This window comes from Nonomuraea sp. NPDC048826, from assembly GCF_043198225.1.
GTDB lineage: Bacteria > Actinomycetota > Actinomycetes > Streptosporangiales > Streptosporangiaceae > Nonomuraea.
The window spans coordinates 205457-222956 of sequence record NZ_JBICUQ010000002.1; the positions used below are offsets into that span (position 1 = coordinate 205457).

Sequence of the window (17500 nt, forward strand, 5' to 3'; positions counted from 1 at the left end):
AGCTTGTACGCGTGCGTGAGGGAAGAACGGTAAGCTACGCACACGTGTTCGAACGATAGACCCGGAGGGCTGGAGTGACGCTAGTGGAGGCGGGTTACACGGCTCGGCACCTCTCGGTGCTTGAGGGCCTCGAGGCCGTCCGCAAGCGCCCGGGGATGTACATCGGGTCCACCGACAGCCGCGGGCTCATGCACTGCCTCTGGGAAATCGTCGACAACGGCGTGGACGAGGCGCTGGGCGGTCACTGCGACCGCATCGAGGTCGAGCTGCACGCCGACGGCTCCATCGAGGTGCGCGACAACGGTCGCGGCATCCCGGTCGACGTCGAGCCCAAGAGCGGCCTGGCCGGCGTCGAGCTGGTCTACACCAAGCTCCACGCGGGCGGCAAGTTCGGCGGCGGCTCCTACACCGCCTCCGGCGGCCTGCACGGCGTGGGCGCCTCCGTGGTCAACGCCCTGTCGGCGCGGCTCGACGTCGAGGTCGACCGTGACGGCAAGGTCCACGAGATCAGCTTCCGGCGCGGCGTGCCCGGTGTGTTCGACGGGCCGGGGCCGACCGCCAAGTTCAGGAAGAAGTCCGGGCTGCGCGACGGCGGCAAGCTGCCGAAGAAGGTCACCGGCACGCGCGTGCGCTTCTGGGCCGACAAGCAGATCTTCCTGCCCGACGCCGAGGTGTCGCTCGACGAGATCCACGTCCGGCTCCGCCAGACCGCCTTCCTGGTGCCCGGCCTCACCCTCGTGGTCATCGACAGCCGCCACGAGGAGCAGGTCCGCGACGAGTTCCGGTTCGAGGGCGGCATCTCCGAGTTCACCGAGTTCCTCGCCCGCGACGAGGCCGTCTGCGACGTGCTGCGCCTGCAGGGGGTGGGCCACTTCCGCGAGACCGTGCCCGTCCTCGACGACCAGGGCCACATGACCTCCACCGAGGTCCAGCGCGAGCTCAGCGTCGACGTGGCCGTGCGCTGGGGCAAGGGGTACGAGTCCGCCGTCCGCTCCTTCGTCAACGTGATCGCCACCCCCAAGGGCGGCACCCACGTCACCGGCTTCGAGCGCGGCCTCGTCCGCACGATCAACGAGCAGCTCCGCGAGACCCGCCTGCTCAAGAACGGCGACGACCCCGTCACCAAGGAAGACATCCTCGAAGGGCTCACCGCGGTCGTCACCGTCCGCGTGCCGGAGCCGCAGTTCGAGGGCCAGACCAAGGAGATCCTGGGCACCTCCGCCGCCACCCGCATCGTCTCCCACGTCGTCAGCCGCGACCTCAAGGAGCTGTTCGACAACCCGCCGCGCGGCTACAAGCAGCCGCTGCGCGCGGCCCTGGAGAAGATCGTCGCCGCGGCCAAGGCCCGCATCGCCGCCCGCGAGCACCGCGAGAACCAGCGCCGCAAGAGCGCCCTGGAAAACTCCGCGCTCCCGGCCAAGCTGGTCGACTGCCGCAGCGACGGCGTCGACCGCAGCGAGCTGTTCATCGTCGAGGGTGACTCGGCCCTGGGCACCGCCAAGCTGGCCCGCGACTCGGAGTTCCAGGCGCTGCTGCCGATCCGCGGCAAGATCCTCAACGTGCAGAAGGCGTCCGTCAGCGACATGCTGAAGAACGCCGAGTGCGCCGCCATCATCCAGGTCGTCGGGGCCGGCTCGGGCCGGTCCTTCGACATCGACGCCGCCCGCTACGGCAAGGTCATCCTCATGGCCGACGCCGACGTCGACGGCGCCCACATCCGCTGCCTGCTGCTCACGCTCTTCCACCGCTACATGCGGCCCATGGTCGAGGCGGGCCGGGTCTTCGCCGCGGTCCCCCCGCTCCACCGCATCGAGCTGACCAATCCCGGGCGCGGCAAGGACAAGTACATCTACTGCTACTCCGACGGCGAGCTGCAGAAGGTCCTGCGCGACCTGGAGCGGCGGGGCAAGCGCTGGAAGGACCCGGTCCAGCGCTACAAGGGCCTCGGCGAGATGGACGCCGACCAGCTGGCCGAGACCACGATGGATCCCCGCCACCGCATCCTGCGCCGCGTCCGCATCGAGGACGCCGAGGAGGCGGAGCAGATCTTCAGCCTGCTGATGGGCAGCGACGTGGCCCCGCGCCGCGAGTTCATCGTCAAGAGCGCCGCCGAGGTCGACCGCGACCACATCGACGCCTGACCGAACGGGGCACGCGGGCACTTGATCGGCGTCGGGACATCACGGCAGCGGCGCTGGCGGCCCTGGGGCCGTCCCTACGTCGTGGGTGGGCGCCGAATCGGGCCCGGGCAGGGGCCGTCCTGTCGATGTGAGCGCTTGATGGGTCTCAACCGTCCGGCTTGCGGGGCTGAGCCGGGTGCGCCTCCGCGGGCTGGGCTCTTGATCCGGGCCGGGGTCATCCCGGTGGTGGCGTAGGCGGGGTCAAGTCGGTGCCTGTGGGCGCGGGTGCCCACAGAGGGCCGGGCTCGTGCCTGTGGCGTGGGCGTTTGATCGGGCGGGTTCGTGCCCGCGGGGTAGGTGCCCCAGGTCGGGCCGGGCTCGTGCCTGCGGCGTGGGCGTTTGATCGGGCGGGTTCGTGCCTGTGGGGTAGGTGCCTCAGGTCGGGCCGAGTTCGTGCTTGCGGTACGGGCACCCACACAGGCCGGGTTCGTGCCTGCTTTTGGCGGGGGCGTCTGATCGGGAGGGTCTATGACCGCGGGGTGGGTGCCCGATCGGGGTGGGTTGGTCCCTGGGGCTCGCTGCTGGAGGGGCCTGGGCCGTTTTGCGGCTTGTGTCTGATGCGGGAGGGGCCGCTTCTGTGGCCAGCTCAGGCCAGCTCAGGCCAGCTCAGGCCAGGCCAGGTCAGGCCAGGTCAGGCCAGGCCAGGTCAGGTCAGGTCAATCTGCTGGGATCAGGCGGCCGGTTTTCACGTCGTAGATGGCGCCCGCGACAGGCATGCCCGACGGCAGGAACGGTGACGACGTGATGCGGGTCAGGTCGTGCTTGAGCGCCTCACGCTGGTCGGGCACCATGTGGAACTCCAGGCTGCGGGTGTCCACGCCGTGGTCCTGGGTCAGCTGGTGGACGTCCGCGTCGGTGGCCTTGGTCATGCCGCAGTCGGTGTGCGGCATGACGAGGACGCGCTCCACACCCAGCAGGTAGACGGCGAGCACCAGCGTACGCAGGACGTCGTCCGTGACCCGGGCGCCGGCGTTCCTGAGGATCTTCGCGTCCCCCGGCTCCAGCCCGAGCAGGCCCAGCGGGTCGATGCGCGAGTCCATGCAGGTGACCACGGCCAGGCCGCGCGCGGCACGTCCGGTCAGATCCGATCCTCTGAACGTACGGACGAACGCGGTGTTGGCGGCAAACAGGTCGTCGAACGCATCCATGCCTCAGATGATCCCCCATGACCGCTTCGAGAATGCGGCGGGGGGTGGTGAACTTGGGCCGGACCGGCGGCACGCTCATGCGATCACTGCTAACTTTGCGTGATGATTCAGTAGCCCATCGTGTGCATGATCGAAGAAGGTCGTCTTGAGCAGGTCCGAATCGCTCGCTGCGTATCTCCGCGCCCAGGCCCGGCGCTGTCTGGATCGAGTGGAGTCCGACGACGGCGGCCGTAACGCCAGGCGTGCCCTGGCCCTGCTGGACGCCGCCGCCTACGCCGGCGGGCTGCCCGACGACGATCCGCTGGTCCTGATGCTCGACCAGGCCGGGTGTTACGGGCCTCTCGGTTGTGAGGCGTTCGATCCGGGCGAGGCCGGCGCCAGGTTCATCCGCTCGTGGGAGGGCGCCGAGCCGCACGAGCTGCTGCTGTCGCTCCCTGCGGCGATCACCGGCTCGGCGGAGCGCCGCGGCCAGGAGTACGGCACCCGGCCTTACTAGGCGAGCACGACCACCTGCGCGTTCAGGCCGGCGCGTTGCCCGGCCGCCACTTGATGCCGCAGCCCAGCGACGGAGCCTGGAGGTCGGAGACGGGCTCGCCGGCCAGCAGCGCGTCGACGGCGGCGCGGAGGGAGGCGCCCGTCACCGGCACTGTGTTGCCCGGCCTGGCGCCGTCGAACTCGCCCCGGTAGGCCAGCTCCAAGGCCGAGTCGTACAGGAAGAAGTCGGGCGTGCAGGCCGCGCGGTAGGCCTTCGCCACCTCCTGGGTGTCGTCCAGGAGGTAGGGGAAGGTGAACCCGGCGCGGGCGGCCTGCTCGGCCAGGTGTGTCGGATCGTCGTCGGGGTAATGAACGCTGTCGTTACTGCAGATCGCGACGATCGACAGCCGGGAGCCGTAGTCGGCGGCCAGTTCGGCGAGCCCGTGCTCGATGTGGCGGACGTAGGGGCAGTGGTTGGACAGGAAGATCACGAGGGTTGCGGGAGAGCCTTCGAGATCTTTCAGGGACACGCTGCCGCCGTGGACGGCTGTCAGGTCGAAGGGCGGCGCGGGTGTGCCGAGCGGAACCATGAACGAGTGGGCAGCCATGCTCCCATTGTCGCCGGTCGTCACTCTCGGAGGTGTGTCCATGGAAGGCATCGCACGGTTTCGTTCGACGGTCATCGACTGTCCTGACCCGCGGGCGCTGGCCGGGTTCTACTCGCGCCTGCTCGGCTGGCCGATCGCCGTCGAGGACGACGACTGGGTGGTGGTGACCGACGGTGGCTCGCCGGACCGCCTGGCGTTCCAGCGCGTGGAGAACTACCGGCCGCCGGTGTGGCCCGACGGGGAGCGGCCGCAGCAGCTCCACCTCGACGTCCGGGTGGACGATCTGGACGAGGCGGAGAAGCGGGTGCTGGAGATCGGCGCGGCCAAGGCCGGCGTGCAGCCCAGCGCTGACGACCAGTTCAGGGTCTTCTTCGACCCGGCCGGGCATCCGTTCTGCCTGACGGTCTAGCGACCCGGCGGGGGACGTTCCTTGACGTCCGCGTACGGGCGGCGCATCATGAGGTTATTCAACACATGATGAAATCTGGTGATCGCGATGACCGGACGCTGCGTCATCATCGGGGGCGGCCCCGCCGGCATGGTCGCCGGCCTGCTGCTCGCCCGCGCCGGGGTCGCCGTGACGGTCCTGGAGAAGCACGCCGACTTCCTGCGTGACTTCAGGGGCGACACCGTTCACCCGTCGACGCTCGACCTGCTCGACGACCTCGGCCTGGGCGAGCGCTTCGCCCGCCTGCCCCAGTACCACATCACCGAGGTCGCGTTCCCCGCCGGTGGCCGCCAGGTGGTCTTCGGCGACCTGTCCCGGCTCAGGGTGCGTCACCCGTACATCGCCATGGTCCCGCAGTGGGACCTGCTCACCCTGCTCGCCGACGCCGCCCGCGAGGAGCCCGGCTTCACGCTGCGGATGCGCACCGAGGTCACCGGCCTCGTCCACGAGGGTGGGCGGGTCGCCGGCGTGCGCTACCGGACCGAGGACGGGCAGGACGGCGAGCTCCGCGCCGACCTGACCCTGGCCTGCGACGGCCGCTGGTCCCTCGCCCGCCGGGAGGCCGGGCTGCGGGTCAAGGAGCGCCGCGTGCCGTTCGACGTGTGGTGGTTCCGGCTGCCGCGCGCAAAGGAGGAGGATCTCGGCGCGCTCATCCCGCGTGTCACCGCCGATCGGCTGTTCATCGTCCTGCCCCGCGAGACCCACTTCCAGATCGGCTACATCGGCCCCAAGGGCTTCGACCCGGCGTTCCGCGCCCGCGGGCTCGAACCGCTCCGCCGCGAGATCGCCGAGGCCGTGCCGGACCTGGCCGGCAAGGTGAGCGAGCTGACCTCGATGGACGACGTCAAGCACCTGGACGTCCGGCTCAACCGGCTGAACCGCTGGCACACCGACGGCCTGCTGTGCATCGGCGACGCGGCGCACGCCATGTCGCCCGTCGGCGGCGTGGGCATCAACCTGGCGATCCAGGACGCCGTCGCCGCCGCGACGCTGCTGGCCGGGCCGCTGCGCCGCGGCCGGCCCACTCCGGCGGCCCTCGCCCGGGTACGCGCCCGCCGGCTGCCCGCCACGGCGGCCGTGCAGGCCCTCCAGCGGGTGATGCACCGCGCGCTGGTCGTGCGGGTGCTGCGCGGCACCTGGTCGGGGCCGCCCGCGCTGCTGCTGCGGCTCCTGCGCCGTTTCCCCGCTCTCTCGTACGTCCCCGCCTACCTGATCGGCGTCGGCCCGCGCCCCGAACGCGCCCCGGCCTTCGCCCGCCGCGACCCCGGCAAGACGCCGGCAGGCAGGGCGACCGTGGCGGAGTAGCCTGGAGCTCTACTCGTGGGGGAGCAGATAGCGCCACGAGAGCGCGATGTGCTCACCGGTCGGCCTGCGATAGACGTGCCAGAGTCCGGCATCCGGTATCGACCGGGTGATCGTGCGCGCCTTGGCGCCCTTGTAGTCCTTCCTGCCCGAGCGCGCCTGCGTCTCGGGCGGCAGGGGGACGCCCCCGGGCCAGGGCTTGGCGGGCGTCTCGGGGGCCGAAATCTGCTCGGCCGACAGGCGTACCCGGTCGGCCGAGTAGCTCCGGCCCTGCGCGCTCACGCGGGCGGCCAGGCGGGCGAGGCGGTCGCGGGCGGTGACGAGCGCGGCGTCGTAGCCGGATTCGGCATGCTCCAGAGCCGGTACGCGCACCTCGCGCATCCCCTTGCCGCCGTCGACGCCCAGGACGGTGGTGGGCGCGTCATAGACCTTCCGTGTTCCCGGCCGGGGCGAGGCGGTGGCGGGTTGCCCTGCCAGGTCATGTTCGAGGGCCTTGACCAGGGTTGCGGTCTCGGCGGGCGAGAGGCGCAGGACGCGCGCGGCGTCGGCGACGGCCCGGCCGTCGGCGTAGACCACCAGCATCGGAGGGCGCACGGCCGCGAGGCCGGGAGCCATCAGACCACCCACCCGCAGCCACTGCCCGACAGGACGCCCCCCGGACCCGTCCGCGGTCGGCTCGGCGAGCGACCCGGCGGTCTGCTCCGGCCTCGGCGTGGTCCCGGTCTCCTGAACTCCTGTGCTGCCGCACGCCGGGAGCATCAACACCAGGGCGACCACCCAACGGGATCTCATACCCGTACCACGATCATCTCGCGGCGGGGGTTCACCACGCCTGGCGATCAGGCTGCGGGGGAAGGACCCGCGCCACCCTGGGTGGCGCGGGCCCCGATCAGGCTTCCGGTGGAGCGGACCGCTCGGGGGCGGGCCCCGAGCCCAGAGCGCCGCCGATGGCGCCGATGGTGTGGGTGAGGCGGACGCCGGAGCCGTCGCGACGGCCGATCTCATCAGGCAGCGGAACGGGCTTGCCCACGGCGGAGACCGCCTTGGCCGGGGCCGCGCCCGCCCAGGCCAGCAGCAGGACGTCCTCACCCTTCAGGAACCGCTGGGCGCGCACCCCGCCCGTGGCCCGGCCCTTGGCCGGGAAGTCGGCGTAGTCGGACACCTTGCCGCCGCCGATCTGCGTGCCCGGCAGGGCGGTGGACGAGCCCGCGACCGTCACCACGTGGGCCGGCCTGGACGGGTCGACCGCGCCGAACCAGATGACCCGCGCCCCGTCGTCGAGGCGGACGCCCGCCATGCCGCCCGCCGGGCGCCCCTGCGGCCGGACCAGCGACGCGGAGAAGCGCAGCAGCTGGGCCTCCGACGTGATGAACACCACGTCGTGATCCTCGGACTCCAGCTCGACCGCGCCCACCACCGTGTCGCCGTCCTTGAGCGTGATCACCTCGAAGTCGTCACGGTTGGCGGGGTATTCGGGCACCACCCGCTTGACCACGCCCTGCGCCGTGCCGAGCGCCAGGCCGGGCCCCGCCGGGTCGAGCGAACCCAGCCCGACCACGGTCTCGCCCGGCTCCAGCGACACGTACTCGGAGACCGGATGGCCCCCCGACAACGACGGCGGGGCGGCGGCGGCCGGCAGCGTCGGCAGGTCGACCACCTGGACGCGGATCAGCCGGCCCTGTGACGTCACCACCCCCACCTCGCCGCGCACGGTGGTGCGGACGGCGGAGACCAGCACGTCATGAGGGGACCGGCCGCCCTCGCCGGCCAGCGGCGAGTCGTCGGCGGTGCGGGCGAGCAGGCCCGTGGACGACAGCAGCGCCAGGCACGGGTCGTCGGCCACCTGCAGCGACACCACGGGGGTGCGGGTCTGGCCGGAGGCCTCACGCAGCTCGGTGCGGCGCGGCGTGCCGTACTTCTTGGACACCTCGGCCAGCTCGCCCGAGACCACCTGGCGCAGCCGCGTCTCCGACGACAGGATCGCGGTCAGCTCGGCGATCTCCTCGGTGAGGGTCTCCTTCTCGCGGTCGAGCTCCAGCTTGTCGTAGCGGGTCAGGCGGCGCAGCGGCGTGTCGAGGATATAGGCGGCCTGCACCTCGGTCAGGTCGAACACGCTCATCAGACGCTCGCGCGCCTGCGCCGAGTCATCGGAGGCGCGGATCACCTGGATGACCTCGTCGATGTTGAGCAGCGCGATGATCAGGCCGTCGACCAGGTGGAGCCGGTCCTCGCGCTTGCGGCGGCGGAACTCCGAGCGCCGCCGGACGACCTCCAGCCGGTGGTTCACGTACACCTGAAGCAGCTCGCGCAGGCCCAGTGTGCGCGGCTCGCCGTCGACCAGCGCGACGTTGTTGATGCCGAAGGTCTCCTCCATCGGCGTCAGCCGGTAGAGCTCCTCCAGGACCGCCTCGGGGATGAAGCCGTTCTTGATCTCGATGACCAGGCGCAGGCCCTTGTGCCGGTCGGTGAGGTCCTTCAGATCGGCGATGCCCTGCAGCTTCTTGCTGGTCACCAGCTCTTTGATCTTGGTGACCACGCGCTCGGGGCCGACGTTGTAGGGCAGCTCGGTGACGATGATGCCCTTGCGGCGCGGGGTGATCTGCTCGACGGTGCAGGTGGCCCGCATGCGGAAGGTGCCGCGGCCGGTCTCGTAGGCGTCGCGGACGCCCTGCAGGCCGATGATGGTGCCGCCGGTCGGCAGGTCGGGGCCGGGCACGAACTTCATCAGCTCGTCGAGCGTCGCGGTCGGCTTCTTGATCAGGTGGCGGGCGGCCGCGACGACCTCGGTCAGGTTGTGCGGCGCCATGTTGGTCGCCATGCCGACCGCGATGCCGGTGGTGCCGTTGACCAGCAGGTTGGGGAACGCCGACGGCATGACCGTCGGCTCGGTCTCCTGCCCGTCGTAGTTGGGCTTGAAGTCGACGGTGTCCTCGTCGATCGACTCCACCATGAGCATCGCCGCCGGGGCCAGCCTGGCCTCGGTGTAGCGCATGGCCGCCGGCAGGTCGTCAGGCGAGCCGAAGTTGCCGTGGCCGTCGACCAGCGGCAACCGCATCGAGAACGGCTGCGCCAGCCGTACCAGGGCGTCGTAGATGGCGCTGTCACCGTGAGGGTGGAGCTTGCCCATGACGTCGCCGACCACGCGGGACGACTTGACGTGCCCCCGGTCGGGCCGCAGGCCCATCTCGCTCATCGAGTAGAGGATGCGCCGCTGGACCGGCTTCAGCCCGTCGCGCGCGTCGGGCAACGCCCGCTGGTAGATGACGGAGTAGGCGTATTCCAGGAAGCTGGTGCGCATTTCGGACGACACGTCAATGTCGACGATGCGCTCCTCGAAGTCATCCGGAGGGGGTGCGGTCGTGCGTCGGGCCATGTCGAACATTGTGCCGAAGAATTGCGGGTGTGCGCGACACGTCGCCTCAGGAGTCCTGGGCCACGGCGAGGGCGACGAAGACGAAGAGCATCCCGATGAGCGCCTCGACGCCGTACACGATGTTCCGCCCCGTCGTCCCCGCCACCAGATATCCGACGGCGGCCAGGAAGCAGCCCACGGTGAGGATCAGGTCCACGACGCCGAGAACGAGGGCGAGAATCAGGCGGACGAGGAACCACAGGAAGCCCAGGCCGTACCACCGGTCCATGGTGGAGTCGTCGTAGGCCCACCTGGACAGGGCCATGGGAGAGTAGAAGCAGTCGTCCCAGAACTCCTGCCACCGCTTGCCGATGCCGCCCGGCTGCTCCTGGACGACCGCCTGGGCCCCCTTGAACTCGACGACCTTGAGCGTGCCGTCCGTGACGTCGATCAGCACCTCCTGCTTGCTGATCTCGATCGTCGCCGTGCCGTTCACCACCGCGACGAACCGTCCGCCGCCGCTCAGCACCTCGTAGACGTGGTCCACCCCCGCGACGGTCGAACCGGGCAGGCTGGCGTCGCGGTTGCGGAAGATGACGTAGAGCGCGTTCTCCTTCTTGGCCACCACCGGGTGTTCGAGCCCCACGGCGAAGACGCCGATGGGGGTGACGATCGACTTCTCTCCGGTGATCTTGATGGCGCCATTGCCCCACTCCAGCTTCACGGGAAGGAGCGCCGGGTGATAGGAGGCCTTGACACCCGACCCGGCGCACCCGGCCGCTCCCAGCATGAAGACCAGGGCCAGCGCCGTCGCCGCCCTGAACGCTGTCCGACTTCGAAGCCAGGGCCCCCGCCCCCGGAACGCCTGGAGTGCCTCTGTCATGACCCCTCCCCTGGGGCACGATAAGCGGCTGATGTCGCTTCAACGATTCTCCGAACCGCCCGGTTCCCCTTGCCCGGCTCGGAATCGTCGGCGGGACCTGGTAACAAGGAACCCATGATTGACGCCCCCGACGCGGCGATGCTGCGCGAAGAGGCCGAGGAGAAGCTGCGGGCCCTGGCGGGCGAGCACGCCCGGCTGCGTGACGACCAGTGGGCCGCCATCGAGGCGCTCGTCGTCGACCGGCGGCGGGTGCTGGTCGTGCAGCGCACCGGCTGGGGAAAGTCGGCGGTCTACTTCGTCGCCACCGCGCTGCTCCGCGAGCTGGGCGAGGGGCCGACCGTCATCGTCTCGCCGCTGCTCGCCCTCATGCGCAACCAGATCGCCGCCGCCGAGCGCGCCGGCATCCGCGCCGTGACGATCAACTCCGCCAACCCCGAGGCGTGGGAGGAGATCTACGGCCAGGTCGCCGACGGCCAGGTCGACGTGCTCCTGGTCAGCCCCGAGCGGCTCAACAACCCCGACTTCCGCGACAACGTCCTGCCCGAGCTGGCCGAGAGCGCCGGTCTGGTCGTGGTCGACGAGGCCCACTGCATCTCCGACTGGGGCCACGACTTCCGTCCCGACTACCGTCGGCTGGCCACGCTGTTCGCGGAGCTGCCGCCCGGCATCCCGGTGCTCGCCACGACCGCCACGGCCAACGCCCGGGTCACCCGCGACGTCGCCGAGCAGATGGGTGACGACACCCTGGTGCTGCGCGGGCCGCTGGAGCGCGAGAGCCTCCACCTGAGCGTGGTCCGGCTGCCGACCGCCGAGCAGCGGCTGGCCTGGCTGGCCCAGACGCTCCACGAGCTGCCCGGCTCCGGCATCGTCTACACGCTCACCGTCGCCGCCGCCCACGAGATCGCGGGCCACCTGCGCGAGCAGGGCCACGAGGTCGCCGCCTACACCGGCCAGACGGACCCGGCCGAGCGGCTGGCGGCCGAGGAGGCGCTGCTCAACAACAAGATCAAAGCGCTGGTCGCGACGAGCGCGCTCGGCATGGGGTTCGACAAGCCCGACCTGGGGTTCGTCGTCCACATCGGCGCCCCGCAGTCGCCGGTCGCCTACTACCAGCAGGTGGGCCGGGCCGGGCGCGGCGTCGAGCGGGCCGAGGTGATCCTGCTGCCCGGGGTCGAGGACCGCGAGATCTGGGCCTACTTCACCTCCCTGGCCTTCCCTCCCGAGCCGGTCGTCCGCACCGTGCTTCAGACGCTGGAGGAGCGGGGCCTCATGTCCACCCCCGCGCTGGAGAGCGCCGTCGACCTGAGCCGCACCCGCCTGGAGATGATGCTCAAGGTGCTCGACGTCGACGGCGCGGTCCGCCGGGTCAAGGGCGGCTGGGAGGCCACCGGCGAGCCGTGGCACTACGACGCCGAGCGCTACTCCCGCATCGCCGCCGAACGCAGGGCCGAGCAGGAGGCCATGCTGGGCTACCTCACCACCGACCGCTGCCGCGAGCACTACCTGCGCGAGCTGCTCGACGACGAGGCCGCCACGCCGTGCGGCCGCTGCGACAACTGCACCGGCCGCCACCGCTCGCCCGACATCGCCGCACCGGCCGTCGAGCGCGCCCGCGAACGGCTGGCCCGGCCGGGCGTGGAGATCGATCCGCGCAAGCAGTGGCCGACGGGCCTGTCCGACCTGTCCGGGCGCATCAAGCCCGAGCTCGGCGCCGAGCCCGGCCGCGCGCTCGGCAGGCTGACCGACATCGGCTGGGGCAACCGGCTGCGCGAGCTGTTCCACGGCCCCGACGGGCCGATGCCCGACGACATGTTCGCGGCCGTGATCAAGGTGCTGTCCGCCTGGGAGTGGGAGCAGCGGCCGGTGGCCGTGGTCGGGGTGCCCTCCTCGACCAGGCCCCTGCTGGTGCGCGGCTTCGGCGAGCGGCTGGCGCAGGTGGGCCGCCTCACCTACCTCGGCGAGCTGGGTTACCGTGCGGGGCCGCCCGGTCAGCAGTTCAACAGCGCCAAGCGGGTCCAGGCCGTACGGGCGACGCTCGCCATGCCGAAGGAGCTGAGCGCCGCGGTGGCGGCGTGCGGCGGCCCGGTGCTGCTGGTCGACGACCGGGTCGACACCGGCTGGACGATGACGCTCGGCGCCGCCCTGATCCGCCACGCCGGCGCCCCCGCCGTCCTCCCGCTGGCCCTGGCCGTCGCGTCCTGATCAACGGGCGCGGTGGTCTCCAGGTCGTCGGTCACGGCCCGCTCACCGGGAGCGAGGTGCGCCAGACGAGCGCCTCCCCGGCGACCCCGCCGCACGGTGACCGGGATGCCCGCCTCGGCGGGCGCCGTGCGCACGGACTGTCCGGGCGTCTCGCGGTGGACGTACGTGGTGGCGAAGCCGCAGGCGGTCAGCTCCTCCCGCCGGGGCGCAGAACGACCCGCTAGAGGCGCGGGCGCGCTCCCAGGTGCACGATGGCCTTGGACGCCAGGCTGCAGCCGGCGCTCAGCGACTCCGCCGGCGGCTTGCCCGACAGCCACGCCGGCAGGAACCCGGCGCAGAACGCGTCGCCCGCGCCGGTGCCGTCGACGATGCGGTCGACCGGCTCGGCCGCCGCCCGCACCGGCTCGGGGCGGCCGTTGCCGAACCACAGCGCGCCCTCGGAGTTCATCTTGATCACGACCTCGGGGAACCACGCGGTCAGCACCTTGGCCGCCGCCTCGGGCTCGTCGCGACCGGTCAGCACCTTGGCCTGGTCGACGTTGGCGAGCAGCAGCTTGGCGCCGCTCGTCCACTCCAGGAACGGCTCCGCGCCCGTACGCTCAAGGGGAGCCGCGGAGGCGCAGTCGACGGAGATCGACATCCCCGACCGGCGCGCCATGTCGAGCGCGGCCAGACCCGCGTCGCGCGAGCCCTCGTTGATCAGCGTGTAGCCCGACAGGTGGAGGTGGCCGCCGCCGAACAGGTCGCGCGGCAGGTCTTCTGGGGCCAGCGCCGCGTTGGCGCCGGGGTCGGAGAGCATGGTGCGCTCGCCCTTGTGGGTCACCAGCACCACGCAGGTGCCCGTGGGCCGCTCGGGATCCATGACGAGCCGGGCGTCGACGCCGTAGCCCATCAGCTCCATGTCGCGGTTGCGGCCGGTGATGTCGGCGCCCCGGCGGCCGATGAAGGCCACCTCCGCGCCCTCGACCGCCAGCCACGAGGCGATGTTGGCGCCCGAGCCGCCTCCGTGCATGGTCACGACCGCGGGTGTGTCGCTCGCCCTGGCGAGCGCATAACGGGCGCGCGCCACCGCGTCGGTCATGAGATCGCCCACCACGACGACCCGCGTCATGATGCCACCACCTTGTTTGCTGCATACCAATCGAGCCTGGCCACGGCAAAACTAACAGCTTCGGGGCTGCTCGTGGGGCGGACCCCATAGACCCGGCCTCAGTCGATGCACATCCGTTGCCCAAACGCACCGGGGATTCTTGACATGTGGGATGCGGGTTTAGTCTCGGGACTGTGGAGGCACAATATCCAGCTCATTGGGAAGCGGACGTCGTCCTCGCCGACGGCGGGACCGCCCACGTGCGCCCCATCAGGCCCACCGACGCCGATCGGTTGCGTGCCTTCTACTCGCGGCTGTCCGACGAGTCCATCTACTTCCGCTTCTTCGGGCCGCGGCCCCGGCTGTCCGACCGCGAGGTGCGCTGGTTCACCAGCGTCGACTACGTCAGCCGGGTCGCCCTGATCGCCACGATCGGCGCCGACATGGTGGCGGTCATCCGCTATGACCGCACCGGGCCGGGCGAGGCCGAGGTCGCGTTCCTGGTCGAGGACGCCCACCAGGGCAGGGGAGTGGCCTCGGTGCTGCTCGAACACCTGGCCGCCACCGCCCGCGAGCGCGGCATCGAGCGCTTCGTCGCCGACGTGCTGCCCGCCAACATGAAGATGATGGGCGTGCTGCGCCAGGTCGGCTACACCGCCGAGAGCCGGTTCGCCGACGGCGTGGTCCGCATGACGCTCGACCTCACCCCCACCGAGACCGCCACCGAGGTCACCATCGCCCGCGAGCACCGCGCCGAGGCCCGGTCCATCGCCCGGCTGCTGGCCCCCGGCTCGGTCGCGGTCATCGGCGTCTCCCGCGAGCCCGGCGGCGTCGGCCAGACCGTGCTGCGCAACCTGCTCGCCGCCGACTTCGCGGGTCCCGTCTACCCCGTGCACCGCGAGGCGCGCGCCGTCGCCGGCGTGCGCGCCTACCCGAGCGTCGCCGCCATCGACGACGACGTCGACCTGGCCGTCGTGGCGGTCCCCGCCGGGAGCGTGCTGGACGTGGTGAAGGAGTGCGCCGAGAAGGGCGTGCACGGCCTGGTCGTGGTCTCCTCCGGGTTCGGCGAGAAGGGCGAGGAGGGCCGCGCCCGCCAGGACGAGCTGGCCCGCATCGCCCGCGCCCACGGCCTGCGCGTCGTCGGCCCCAACTGCCTCGGCATCGCCAACACCGACCCCGCCGTCAAGCTCAACGCCACGCTCGCCGCGACCGTCCCCGGCCGGGGCTCCGTCGGCTTCTTCAGCCAGTCGGGCGCGCTCGGCACCGCCCTGCTGCAGCGGGTGGCGCAGCGGGGCATGGGCATCTCGTCGTTCGTCTCCGCGGGCAACCGGGCCGACGTCTCGGGCAACGACCTGTTGCAGTACTGGGAGGAAGACGACGCGACCGAGGTGATCCTGCTCTACCTCGAGTCGCTGGGCAACCCGCGCAAGTTCACCCGCCTGGCCAGGCGGATCTCCCGCGGCAAGCCGATCGTGGTGGTCAAGAGCGGCGGCACGCCGTCCGGCCACTCCGCCAAGGAGCTGGGGCTGCCCGACTCGGCGATCAGCTCGCTGTTCGAGCAGGCGGGGCTGATCCGGGTCGACGACCTGATCCAGCTCTTCGACGTCGGTCAACTGCTGGCCTATCAGCCGCTCCCGGCCGGGCCGCGGGTGGCCGTGGTGACCAACTCCGACGCGCTCGGCCTGCTCGCCGCCGACGCCTGCGTGGCCGCCGGTCTGTCGCCGCGCGCGCCGGTCAACCTCGGTGCGGCGGCCGGGCCGTCCGAGTTCGGTACGGGGCTCGCCGGCGAACTGGCCTCACCCGAGGTGGACGCCGCGGTCGTCATCTACATGCCGCCCATCCCCGGCGACGCGGCCGGGGTCGCCGCCGAGCTGCTCCGGGCGTCGAAGGGCGCGTCGAAGCCGGTGCTGGCCACGTTCCAAGGTCATCTCGGCATGCACCCGCACCTGCAGACCGGGCCCAGGCCCGAGCGGGGCTCCATCCCCTCGTACGCGGCCCCCGAGGAAGCGGTGCGCGCCCTGGCCCACGCCGTCCGCTACGCCCGGTGGCGGGCCGAGCCCGCCGCGCCGCCGCCCGAACTGGAAGACGCCGACACCGCCCGCGCCCGCTCCCTGGCCGCCGCGACGCTCGCCGAGGGCCTCGACGTCGGTGCCGATGAGGCCGCTGACCAGGGAACCCCCGGGAGTGGCGGGCTCACGGTCGGCACCCCCGAGATGGTCGACTCCAGCGGGGAGACCGTCTCGCCGGGCGGCGACGTGCCGGCCGGCCCGCCGTCCCCGGAGTCCAGCCACTCGGCGGACGATCAGGCCCCGGTGCGCCCTTCGACGGACGCCTCCGCCGCGGAGCCGTCAGCGAACGGGCCTTCCGCTGGACCGGTGGCCGGAAGCGCTTCCGCGCAGGACACCGAACAGGGGAGGGCGCCCTACTTCGCGGCGGCGGGCCCGCCGGTCGAGGCCGACGCCACCGAGTTGCTCGCCTGCTACGGCCTCACCGTCTGGCCCGCCGAAGTGGTCGGCTCGGCCGAGGAGGCCGCCAGGGCCGCCGAACGGCTCGGCTGGCCGGTCGTGCTCAAGGTCGCCGACCCGGAGGCGTCCCGGCGGGCGGGCACGGTGCGCCTCGGGCTGCCGACCGCCGACGCCGTGCGGCACGCGTACGAGGAGTTCACCCAGCAGCTCGGTGACGGAGCCGCGCTGGCCGTGCAGCGGATGGCGCCGCAGCCCGCCGTGCCGACGGTGGTGAGCGTCGTGGAGGACCCGGCGTTCGGCCCCGTCGTGTCGTTCGGGCTGGGCGAGGTGACCGCCCGCCTGCTGCAGGACCGCGGCTTCCGGCTGGCCCCGCTCACCCGGGAGGACGCGGCCGGGCTGGTGCGCTCGGTCCGGGCCGCGCCGCTGCTGTTCGGCGAGTACGGTTACCCGCCGGTCGCGGTGGACGCCCTGGAAGACCTGCTGATCAGGGTGAGCCGCCTGGCCCACGACCTGCCGGAGCTGGCCAGGCTCGACCTGGATCAGGTGCTCGTGGGCGAGGAGGGCGTGACGGTGCTCGGCGCCAGGGCCGTCCTGCGCACTCCGGCGGGCCCCCGCCTCGACGGCGGCCCCCGCCGTCTGAGCTGACGGCCCCGGTTCCCCCTGCGCACGGAGACGTTATAGAGCGTTACATCTAGCGGGTGGTTGCACTGTGCGTCCCTGGCAAACTGGATCCATGAGGGAAACCCGAGTCTCAGCCGCGGGCCTGCGTGAAGCGATCGAGCGCAGCGGCTACTATCCCGACCTCGTCACCGATGCGGTCGAATCCGCGCTGGGCAAGGAGGCCGTCACGGCTTTCGTGGTGCACCACGAGGCCACCTTCGATCCCGCGATGGAGGTGCGCAGGCACGTCACCGTCCTGGTGCTGACGGGTTCGAGGCTCATGGTCTGCCACACCGACGAGCATCCCGCCGTGGAGGGCGTCTCGACGGCGCACGCCTCCACCACCACCGAGGCCGTCCAGCTCGGCCGCATCCAGTCGGTGGCGGTCACCCGGGTGGTTCCCGAGCCCGCGTCTTACGTCCCTGGTGTCCCTCCGACGGAGGTCACGCTGACGATCGGCTGGGGCGCCATCTCCCATGTCGACCTGGAGCCGGCCACCTGCGGCGACGAGAACTGCGAGGCCGACCACGGCTACACCGGCGCCATCACCGCCGACGACCTGTCCCTGCGGGTCAGCGAGGCGGCCGACGGCCCCGAGGCGGTCACCCACGTCCTGGCCTTCGCCAAGGCCCTGTCCGAAGCCACCGCCCGCGCCGCCGCCTGACCCGGGGCCCGGCCTTCTCCGCGT

At 71.9% G+C, this 17500-nt stretch carries 13 protein-coding genes; 7 read left to right on the forward strand and 6 right to left on the reverse strand.

The features are described 5' to 3' along the window. Window positions 1-74: 74 nt before the first annotated feature. Window positions 75-2141, forward strand: a complete 2067-nt coding sequence (locus ACGFI7_RS06650; RefSeq protein ID WP_393400029.1) for a type IIA DNA topoisomerase subunit B — start codon at window positions 75-77, stop codon at window positions 2139-2141. A gap of 695 nt (window positions 2142-2836) precedes the next feature. Here the strand turns inward: ACGFI7_RS06650 and ACGFI7_RS06655 are convergent. Further along, window positions 2837-3328 (reverse strand): beta-class carbonic anhydrase, encoded by a 492-nt coding sequence (locus ACGFI7_RS06655; protein WP_393400032.1) that lies wholly within the window; start codon window positions 3326-3328, stop codon window positions 2837-2839. A gap of 145 nt (window positions 3329-3473) precedes the next feature. Here ACGFI7_RS06655 and ACGFI7_RS06660 point away from each other — a divergent pair, with 145 nt between their 5' ends. Next, complete coding sequence (locus ACGFI7_RS06660; protein ID WP_393400034.1) at window positions 3474-3824, forward strand: hypothetical protein; 351 nt, start codon at window positions 3474-3476, stop codon at window positions 3822-3824. Between the two features lie 22 nt (window positions 3825-3846). On the opposite strand, the gene ACGFI7_RS06665 is transcribed toward ACGFI7_RS06660, so the two are convergent. Further along, window positions 3847-4410, reverse strand: coding sequence for a thioredoxin family protein (locus ACGFI7_RS06665; RefSeq protein WP_393400037.1), 564 nt, complete (start codon window positions 4408-4410; stop codon window positions 3847-3849). Window positions 4411-4450: 40 nt separating this feature from the next. Here ACGFI7_RS06665 and ACGFI7_RS06670 point away from each other — a divergent pair, with 40 nt between their 5' ends. Together ACGFI7_RS06670 and ACGFI7_RS06675 are read left to right on the forward strand one after the other, a co-directional pair. Then, complete coding sequence (locus ACGFI7_RS06670; protein WP_393400041.1) at window positions 4451-4819, forward strand: VOC family protein; 369 nt, start codon at window positions 4451-4453, stop codon at window positions 4817-4819. 87 nt (window positions 4820-4906) lie between these two features. After that, window positions 4907-6163 carry an FAD-dependent oxidoreductase gene (locus tag ACGFI7_RS06675; RefSeq protein ID WP_393400043.1) on the forward strand — a complete coding sequence of 419 codons (1257 nt, stop codon included), beginning with the start codon at window positions 4907-4909 and terminating at the stop codon, window positions 6161-6163. A gap of 9 nt (window positions 6164-6172) precedes the next feature. Here ACGFI7_RS06675 and ACGFI7_RS06680 read toward each other — a convergent pair whose 3' ends face one another. From ACGFI7_RS06680 to ACGFI7_RS06690, 3 genes are all read right to left on the reverse strand, one after another. Continuing rightward, window positions 6173-6952: a hypothetical protein gene (locus ACGFI7_RS06680; RefSeq protein ID WP_393400045.1), complete on the reverse strand. Its 780-nt coding sequence runs from the start codon at window positions 6950-6952 to the stop codon at window positions 6173-6175. A gap of 97 nt (window positions 6953-7049) precedes the next feature. Beyond that, complete coding sequence (locus ACGFI7_RS06685; protein ID WP_393400048.1) at window positions 7050-9542, reverse strand: DNA topoisomerase (ATP-hydrolyzing) subunit A; 2493 nt, start codon at window positions 9540-9542, stop codon at window positions 7050-7052. Between the two features lie 37 nt (window positions 9543-9579). After that, entirely contained in the window at window positions 9580-10395 is an 816-nt protein-coding gene (locus ACGFI7_RS06690; RefSeq protein WP_393400050.1) for a hypothetical protein, read from the reverse strand. Between the two features lie 114 nt (window positions 10396-10509). Here ACGFI7_RS06690 and ACGFI7_RS06695 point away from each other — a divergent pair, with 114 nt between their 5' ends. Beyond that, on the forward strand, window positions 10510-12597 hold the full coding sequence (locus tag ACGFI7_RS06695; RefSeq protein ID WP_393400052.1) for a RecQ family ATP-dependent DNA helicase: 2088 nt from the start codon (window positions 10510-10512) through the stop codon (window positions 12595-12597). 220 nt (window positions 12598-12817) lie between these two features. On the opposite strand, the gene ACGFI7_RS06700 is transcribed toward ACGFI7_RS06695, so the two are convergent. Further along, a complete protein-coding gene (locus tag ACGFI7_RS06700; protein ID WP_393400054.1) occupies window positions 12818-13708 on the reverse strand; it encodes a carbohydrate kinase family protein in 891 nt (296 codons plus the stop codon). Window positions 13709-13854: 146 nt separating this feature from the next. Between ACGFI7_RS06700 and ACGFI7_RS06705 the strand changes: the two genes are divergently transcribed. Next, window positions 13855-16797 (forward strand): GNAT family N-acetyltransferase, encoded by a 2943-nt coding sequence (locus ACGFI7_RS06705; RefSeq protein WP_393400057.1) that lies wholly within the window; start codon window positions 13855-13857, stop codon window positions 16795-16797. Window positions 16798-16885: 88 nt separating this feature from the next. Continuing rightward, complete coding sequence (locus ACGFI7_RS06710) at window positions 16886-17476, forward strand: DUF5998 family protein (protein WP_393400060.1); 591 nt, start codon at window positions 16886-16888, stop codon at window positions 17474-17476. The last annotated feature ends 24 nt before the right edge of the window (window positions 17477-17500 follow it).

Coding starts and splice junctions, on each gene's coding strand:
- ACGFI7_RS06695 (WP_393400052.1), top strand. CDS start 10,510: ATGATTGACGCCCCCGACGCGGCGATGCTGCGCGAAGAGGCCGAGGAG.
- ACGFI7_RS06710 (WP_393400060.1), top strand. CDS start 16,886: ATGAGGGAAACCCGAGTCTCAGCCGCGGGCCTGCGTGAAGCGATCGAG.
- ACGFI7_RS06690 (WP_393400050.1), bottom strand. CDS start 10,395: ATGACAGAGGCACTCCAGGCGTTCCGGGGGCGGGGGCCCTGGCTTCGA.
- ACGFI7_RS06655 (WP_393400032.1), bottom strand. CDS start 3,328: ATGGATGCGTTCGACGACCTGTTTGCCGCCAACACCGCGTTCGTCCGT.
- ACGFI7_RS06700 (WP_393400054.1), bottom strand. CDS start 13,708: ATGACGCGGGTCGTCGTGGTGGGCGATCTCATGACCGACGCGGTGGCG.
- ACGFI7_RS06670 (WP_393400041.1), top strand. CDS start 4,451: ATGGAAGGCATCGCACGGTTTCGTTCGACGGTCATCGACTGTCCTGAC.
- ACGFI7_RS06680 (WP_393400045.1), bottom strand. CDS start 6,952: ATGAGATCCCGTTGGGTGGTCGCCCTGGTGTTGATGCTCCCGGCGTGC.
- ACGFI7_RS06665 (WP_393400037.1), bottom strand. CDS start 4,410: ATGGCTGCCCACTCGTTCATGGTTCCGCTCGGCACACCCGCGCCGCCC.
- ACGFI7_RS06675 (WP_393400043.1), top strand. CDS start 4,907: ATGACCGGACGCTGCGTCATCATCGGGGGCGGCCCCGCCGGCATGGTC.
- ACGFI7_RS06685 (WP_393400048.1), bottom strand. CDS start 9,542: ATGTTCGACATGGCCCGACGCACGACCGCACCCCCTCCGGATGACTTC.